The organism is Mycobacterium sp. PSTR-4-N (genome assembly GCF_022348085.1).
Classification (GTDB): domain Bacteria; phylum Actinomycetota; class Actinomycetes; order Mycobacteriales; family Mycobacteriaceae; genus Mycobacterium.
Genome location: NZ_JAKRFN010000019.1, coordinates 118,235 through 124,234, shown reverse-complemented (window position 1 = coordinate 124,234; position 6,000 = coordinate 118,235). Strand labels below are relative to the sequence as shown.

The 6,000-nt window shown below is 73.2% G+C and carries 7 protein-coding genes; 6 read left to right on the top strand and 1 reads right to left on the bottom strand.

From position 1 onward, the window contains the following. The 6 genes from MHN84_RS22325 to MHN84_RS22300 form a co-directional block, all read left to right on the top strand. Positions 1-372 (top strand): glycosyltransferase family 9 protein (locus MHN84_RS22325; protein WP_304654336.1); only part of this gene is annotated, 372 nt, incomplete at its 5' end. Further along, positions 369-938, top strand: coding sequence for an SIS domain-containing protein (locus MHN84_RS22320; protein ID WP_241206698.1), 570 nt, complete (start codon positions 369-371; stop codon positions 936-938). The genes MHN84_RS22325 and MHN84_RS22320, both read left to right, overlap by 4 nt. Continuing rightward, the gene (rfaE2, locus tag MHN84_RS22315) at positions 935-2,350 is read left to right on the top strand and encodes a D-glycero-beta-D-manno-heptose 1-phosphate adenylyltransferase (protein ID WP_241206697.1); all 1,416 of its coding nucleotides are present in this window, start codon (positions 935-937) and stop codon (positions 2,348-2,350) included. Before MHN84_RS22320 ends, rfaE2 begins: the two co-directional genes overlap by 4 nt. After that, positions 2,347-3,051 (top strand): SDR family oxidoreductase, encoded by a 705-nt coding sequence (locus MHN84_RS22310; protein ID WP_241206696.1) that lies wholly within the window; start codon positions 2,347-2,349, stop codon positions 3,049-3,051. Before rfaE2 ends, MHN84_RS22310 begins: the two co-directional genes overlap by 4 nt. Continuing rightward, a complete protein-coding gene (locus tag MHN84_RS22305; RefSeq protein ID WP_241206695.1) occupies positions 3,042-3,992 on the top strand; it encodes a glycosyltransferase family 9 protein in 951 nt (316 codons plus the stop codon). The genes MHN84_RS22310 and MHN84_RS22305 overlap by 10 nt, the downstream gene beginning before the upstream one ends. Next, on the top strand, positions 3,989-5,284 hold the full coding sequence (locus MHN84_RS22300; protein ID WP_241206694.1) for a UDP-glucose/GDP-mannose dehydrogenase family protein: 1,296 nt from the start codon (positions 3,989-3,991) through the stop codon (positions 5,282-5,284). Before MHN84_RS22305 ends, MHN84_RS22300 begins: the two co-directional genes overlap by 4 nt. Here the strand turns inward: MHN84_RS22300 and phoU are convergent. Next, on the bottom strand, positions 5,281-6,000 hold the full coding sequence (phoU, locus tag MHN84_RS22295) for a phosphate signaling complex protein PhoU (protein WP_308192977.1): 720 nt from the start codon (positions 5,998-6,000) through the stop codon (positions 5,281-5,283). The two genes, MHN84_RS22300 and phoU, sit on opposite strands and share 4 nt — an antisense overlap.

Below are 6,000 nucleotides of genomic sequence, written 5' to 3'. Positions count from 1 at the left end.
ACCGCGCACGTCGCGGGCGCGCACTCCGATACCGCCGCCGGTGCCGTCGACCTCGGTGGGGCGACGACGCTGGCCGAACTCGCCGCGGTCCTCGCCGGCGCCCGGGTCGTGGTGGCGCCCAACACCGCAGCCGCCCATCTCGCCGCCGCGGTCGGCACGCCGGTGGTGTCGCTGTTCGCGCCCGTCGTGCCCGCATCCCGGTGGGCGCCGCACGGTGTCCCGGTCACCGTGCTCGGCGACCAGGCGGCGCCCTGCCGCGGCAGCCGCGCCCGGGTCTGCCCGCTGCAGCGGCACACCTGCCTCGACGACATCTCCGACCGCGCGCTGCTGGAGGCAGTGCACGCCTACGCGCAGGGAAGGAAAGCACCATGATCGCAAGCCATTTCGACGATCTGATCGGCGCCGTCCGACGCACCAGCGGTGACATCGGGCAGGTGCAGGGGTGGGGGCACCAGCTCGCCGGTGTGCTCACCGACGGGGGCCGCCTGCTGGCGTGCGGCAACGGTGGCAGTGCTGCTGAAGCCCAGCACCTGACCGCGGAACTGGTCGGCCGGTTCGCCGCCGAACGTCGCCCGCTCTCGGCGATCGCGCTGCACGCCGACACCTCCGCGCTGACCGCGGTGGTCAACGATTACGGCGGCGACGAGATCTTCGCGCGCGGGGTGCGCGCCCACGGCCGCCCCGGTGACGTGCTGATCGCGTTGTCGACGAGCGGCACCAGCCAGAACGTCTTGACCGCGGTCAAAGCCGCGAGCGAGATCGGGATGACGACGTGGGCGCTCACCGGACCGGCGCCCAATCCGCTGGCCGCGACCTGCACCGAGGCGATCTGCGTGGACGCACCGTCCACCGCGACGGTGCAGGAGGTTCACCTGCTGCTCGTGCACGCGCTGTGCATGGCCGTCGACGAACGCATCCTCGGCGCGGTGCCCTCATGAGTTCCGCACCCCTGGTGATCGTCGGTGACACCCTGCTCGATGTCGACATCGACGGCAGCGCAACACGATTGAGTCCCGAGGCCCCCGTACCGGTCGTCGATGTCGAGCGGGGCTGGCACCGCCCGGGCGGCGCGGGTCTGGCCGCGCTGCTGGCCGCCCGCACCCACGACCATGTCGTCCTGGTCACCGGGATCGCCGACGACGCGGAGGGCCGGCGGCTCGCGGACCTGCTGACCTCGGCCGGTGTGCGGCTGCTCGCGCTGCCGATGCGGGGAACCACCGTCACCAAGACGCGCGTGCGCGCCGGCGGACAATCCCTGCTGCGTATCGACCGCGGTGACGCCGTACCGGTGCCCGGCTCGCTGCCACCGGGCGTCGCCGACGTGCTCGCCGACGCCGGCGGGATCTGCGTGGCCGACTACGGCAGGGGAGTGGCGGCGCTGCCCGCGCTGCGCGATGCGGTGGGCGCTGCGGCGGCCACCACCCCGGTGGTGTGGGACCCGCACCCGCGCGGCGCCGAACCGGTGCGCGGGTGCCGGCTCGTCACGCCGAACGACGGCGAGGCACAACACTTCTGCGGCGCCGACCGCAACCCCGGCGAGGTGCTGCGGCAGCGCTGGGGTGCGCACGCCGTGTGTGTGACGCTGGGGGCGCGGGGAGCCCGGGTGGTCGATGCCGACGGCGCGCGCACCCACATCGGCATACCCGCCCAGGCCGCGGCCGGGCCCGTCCGCGCGGACACCTGCGGTGCCGGCGACCGGTTCGCCGTCGCCGCCACTGCGGCACTCGCCGACGGCGCCGACACCGTCGCCGCCGTGACCGCAGCGGTGGACGCCGCCGCCCGGTTCGTCGCCGCCGGTGGTGCCGCCGGCGTGTCGACCCCGGCCCCGGCCGCGCAGGGCAGCCCGGTCGCCGACACAGGGCGCGACGTCAGCCATGACGCCGCCGACGCCGTCACCCTGGCCGAACGCCTGCGCGCCGACGGCCGCACGGTGGTGGCAACCGGCGGGTGCTTCGACCTGCTGCACACCGGGCACATCCGGTTACTGCGCACTGCACGGGAATTGGGTGACGCGCTGATCGTCGTCATCAACTCCGACGATTCCGTGCGTGCCCTCAAGGGCCCCAGCAGGCCGGTGATGCCCGCCGAGGACCGTGCCCGGGTGCTCACCGCGCTGGCGTGCGTCGACGCCGTCGCCGTCTTCGACGATGCGACGCCGGAACGCATCCTCGAGACCCTGCGGCCCGACGTCTGGGTCAAAGGGGGCGACTACACCGTCGACGACCTGCCCGAAACCGCCGTCGTGACCCGCCACGGCGGCGATGTCGTGATCGTGCCCACGGTCGCCGGCTACTCCTCATCCGCTCTGATCGCCGCTGCGCGGTCGGACCTCACGAAAGGTGAATCATGACCTCTTCCTCCACCCGCTCACCCGGAGCCGTGCTGATCACCGGAGGTGCCTCCGGACTCGGCGCCGCGGTCGTCGAAGCCGTTGCCGCACAAGGCGGTACCCCCCTGGTGTTGGACCGCGCCCGGCCGACCGGTGACGTCGCCCACGTATGCGCCGACCTCGCCGACACCGACGCCGTCGACGCCGCGGTGGCCACGCTCGCCGAGCAGGCGGGCGGACGCATCGACGGCGTGTTCACCGCCGCGGGCATCGACTCCTGCGGCACGTTGCGCGAGGTGCCGGCCAAGGAGTGGGAACAAGTCGTCGTGGTGAACCTGCTCGGCACCGCGGCCGTCATCCGCTCCGCCCTGCCGTATCTCACGACCGGCCAGAGTCGCATCGTCACCGTGGCCTCGACGCTGGGCATCAAAGCGGTCAGCGATGCCACGGCCTATTGCGCTTCGAAGTTCGGCGTGGTCGGCTTCACGCGCGCCCTGGCGGCCGAACTGGCCGGCGAGATCGGCGTGACCCTGCTGATCCCCGGAGGCATGCACACGCCGTTCTTCGACGGCCGCACCGAGCAGTACAAGCCGCCCGCCGACGCCGTCCTGAACCAGCCGGCCGACGTCGCCCGAACTGTGCTGTTCGCGCTGACCCAGCCGCCCGGCTGCGAGATCCGCGAACTCGTCGTGTGCGCCTCGACGGAATCCTCATGGCCCTAGACGCGGCTGCAGAGCCGCGCACGATCGTGGTGCTGCGGGCACTCGGGCTCGGCGACCTACTCACCGGCGTTCCCGCGCTGCGCGGGCTGCGCCGCCGCCATCCCGGCGCACGCATCCTGCTGGCCGCGCCGGGGCAGTACCGCGATCTGGCTCTGCTGTCCGGTGCCGTCGACGACATCGTCGACACACCGGGTCTCGGCCCGCTGGCCGGGGCGCCGAGGGAACCCGACCTCGCGGTCAACCTGCACGGCCGCGGGCCACAGAGCATCAGCGCCCTCGCCGCACTGCGACCCGCCCGGCTGCTGACCCACCACCACGAGGCCCACCCCGAGGTCCCCGGGCCGCCGTGGCGGGCGGAACTGCACGAGACCGACCGCTGGTGCGCGCTCCTGCATTGGGCCGGGATCGACTGTCGCCCCGATGATCTCGCGCTCGACCGGCCGCAGGGCTATCCCGACAACTCCGGGGTCGTCGTGATCCATCCCGGCGCCGCCGCCCCGGCCCGGCAGTGGCCGCCGCACCGATTCGCCGCGGTGGCCGCGGCCCTGGCCGATGAGGGCCACCGCGTCGTGGTCACCGGCTCGCCCGCCGAAACGGATCTGGTGCAGGCCGTGGTGCGCAAGGCCGGGCTGCCCCGCTCGGCGGTCTGGCCGGCGTCGGGTCTGCTCGCGCTCGTCGCTCTGATCAGCGACTGCGCACTGCTGATCTGCGGCGACACCGGTGTCGGTCACGTGGCCACCGCCACCGGCACGCCGTCGGTGCTGCTGTTCGGCCCCACCCCGCCGGCGCTGTGGGGTCCGCGCGGCAACGACCGCCACGTCACGCTGTGGGCCGGTGACCGCGGCGATCCGCACGGTCGCACCCCGGACCCCGGTCTGCTGCAGCTGACGGTGCCCCGGGTACTCGACGCCGCCCGCGCCGCACTGGTGGCCTGCCGATGAGCCTGCGCATCGGTGTCGTCGGTGTCGGATACGTAGGCCTCACCACGGCCGTGTGTCTTGCGCGCGACCACGACGTCGTCGCGGTCGACATCGACGACCGTAAGGTGGCGAGCCTGGCGTCGGGGGTGGCGATCATCGACGAGGCGGACCTGCCGGCGCTGCTGGAGAGCATGCTGGAGCGTGGGCACCTCGCGTTCAGCACCGATCATCGGGCGCTGGCCGACCGCGACGTGGTGTTCGTCTGCGTCTCGACCCCCAGCGGGCCCGAGGGCGCCGCCGACCTGCGGGCCCTCGACGCCGCCACCGCGACGCTGGCCACCGTGCTGCGCCCGGGCGCGGTCGTCGTCGTGAAGTCGACGGTGCCGGTCGGCACCACCCGCGGCATCGCCGACCGTCTGCGCCCCTGCGGGATCGGCGTGGTGTCCAGCCCCGAATTCCTGCGTGAGGGCCGCGCGATCGCCGACTTCACCCACCCCGACCGCGTCGTCGTCGGCGCGGACTCCGGCAGCGACGCCGCCCTGGTGTGCGCCGCCTATGGCGCGGACCCCGCGACGGTGCTGCACATGAGCCCGGAGAGCGCCGAGCTGGCGAAGTACGCGAGCAATGCGTTCCTGGCGGTCAAGCTCTCCTACACCAATTCCCTTGCCCAGCTGTGCCATTCCTACGGCGCCGACATCGCCGATGTCACCGCATGTATGGGCGCCGACCCGCGCATCGGCGCGGGCTTCCTGCAGCCCGGCCCCGGCTGGGGCGGCTCCTGCCTGCCCAAAGACACTGCAGCGCTGGTGCATTCAGCGCACGCCCGCGGTGTCTCGGTGGCCGAAGTGGAGGCGGCGCGCCACACCAACGCCGTCCAGCAGGTGCGCATCCTGGCCGCTCTGGAGCGGGCGATGCCGTGTGCCGTCGACGGTTGCCGAATCACAGTGCTGGGGTTGACGTTCAAGGCGGCGACGAGCGACACCCGCGACTCACCGGCGCTGGCGATCAGTGCGCACCTCACGGCGGCCGGCGCCCACGTGTACGGCTACGACCCGCAGCTGCCCGCCATCGATCCCGCCGTGCTGCACGCAGCCGGCGTCACCGGTGTCGACGATCCCTATCGGGCGGCGAAGTCGGCGGATGCCGTCGTGGTGCTCACCGAGTGGCCGCAGTTCCGCGACCTGGACTGGGCGACGATCGCCGAGCAGGCGCCCGGGGCCGTGGTGTTGGACGCGCGAAATCTGCTCGACCGCACGGTCATCGCCGCCACCGGGCTGCGCTACCTGGGCAACGGCCGCGCCGACGGCTTCTAGGCCGGCTGCTCGTCCATCGCCACGCCGGTGGCCTGGAAGTACACCCGACGGGCGATCTCGACCGCGTGGTCGGCGAAGCGTTCGTAGAACCGGCCCAGCAGCACCATGTCCGCCGCGACCAGCGGGCCGTGCTGCCAGTGCGGGGCGGCCACCCGCCCGAACAACTGCCGGTGCAACTCGTCCATCCGTTCGTCACCCGCGCAGATCCGCTCGGCGAGCGCGGCGTCGACCGAGCCGACCGCGTCGCGCGCCTGCGCCGCCATCCGCACCGCTGTCGCGCCCATCTCGGTGAACAGATCGGTGAGCTCGGGTGGCGTCGCCGGCAGCGGGTGACTTCGCGAGGCGGTGCGCGCCACGTGCGAGGCCAGCGCGCCCATCCGGTCGGCGTCGGCGCCGATGTGCAGGGCTGCCACCACCGTGCGCAGGTCACGCGCCACCGGCGCCTGCAGCGCCAGCAACCGGTAGGCGCGGTCGTTGACCGTCACGCCCAGCGACGTCAACTGATGGAGCTCGGTGCGCAGCCGGCGGGCCTGGTCGGCGTCGGCGGCCAGAAGTGCGGTGGTCGCCGACCGCATCATGGTCGAGGCGCGGTCGCACATCTGGGCGAGGTCGGCCACCAGAGCGTCGAGCGTGTCGTGGAATTCGTTGCGCATGGGTACCCCGCAATCCGCCGGTGCGATCAACGGCGAGGGCCACGTACCCGCTCGAGTCGCCAC

What these genes read in the sequence shown, in the direction of transcription:
- MHN84_RS22310 (WP_241206696.1), top strand. Translation starts at nt 2,347, where the DNA reads ATGACCTCTTCCTCCACCCGCTCACCCGGAGCCGTGCTGATCACCGGA.
- MHN84_RS22320 (WP_241206698.1), top strand. Translation starts at nt 369, where the DNA reads ATGATCGCAAGCCATTTCGACGATCTGATCGGCGCCGTCCGACGCACC.
- MHN84_RS22300 (WP_241206694.1), top strand. Translation starts at nt 3,989, where the DNA reads ATGAGCCTGCGCATCGGTGTCGTCGGTGTCGGATACGTAGGCCTCACC.
- rfaE2 (WP_241206697.1), top strand. Translation starts at nt 935, where the DNA reads ATGAGTTCCGCACCCCTGGTGATCGTCGGTGACACCCTGCTCGATGTC.
- MHN84_RS22305 (WP_241206695.1), top strand. Translation starts at nt 3,042, where the DNA reads ATGGCCCTAGACGCGGCTGCAGAGCCGCGCACGATCGTGGTGCTGCGG.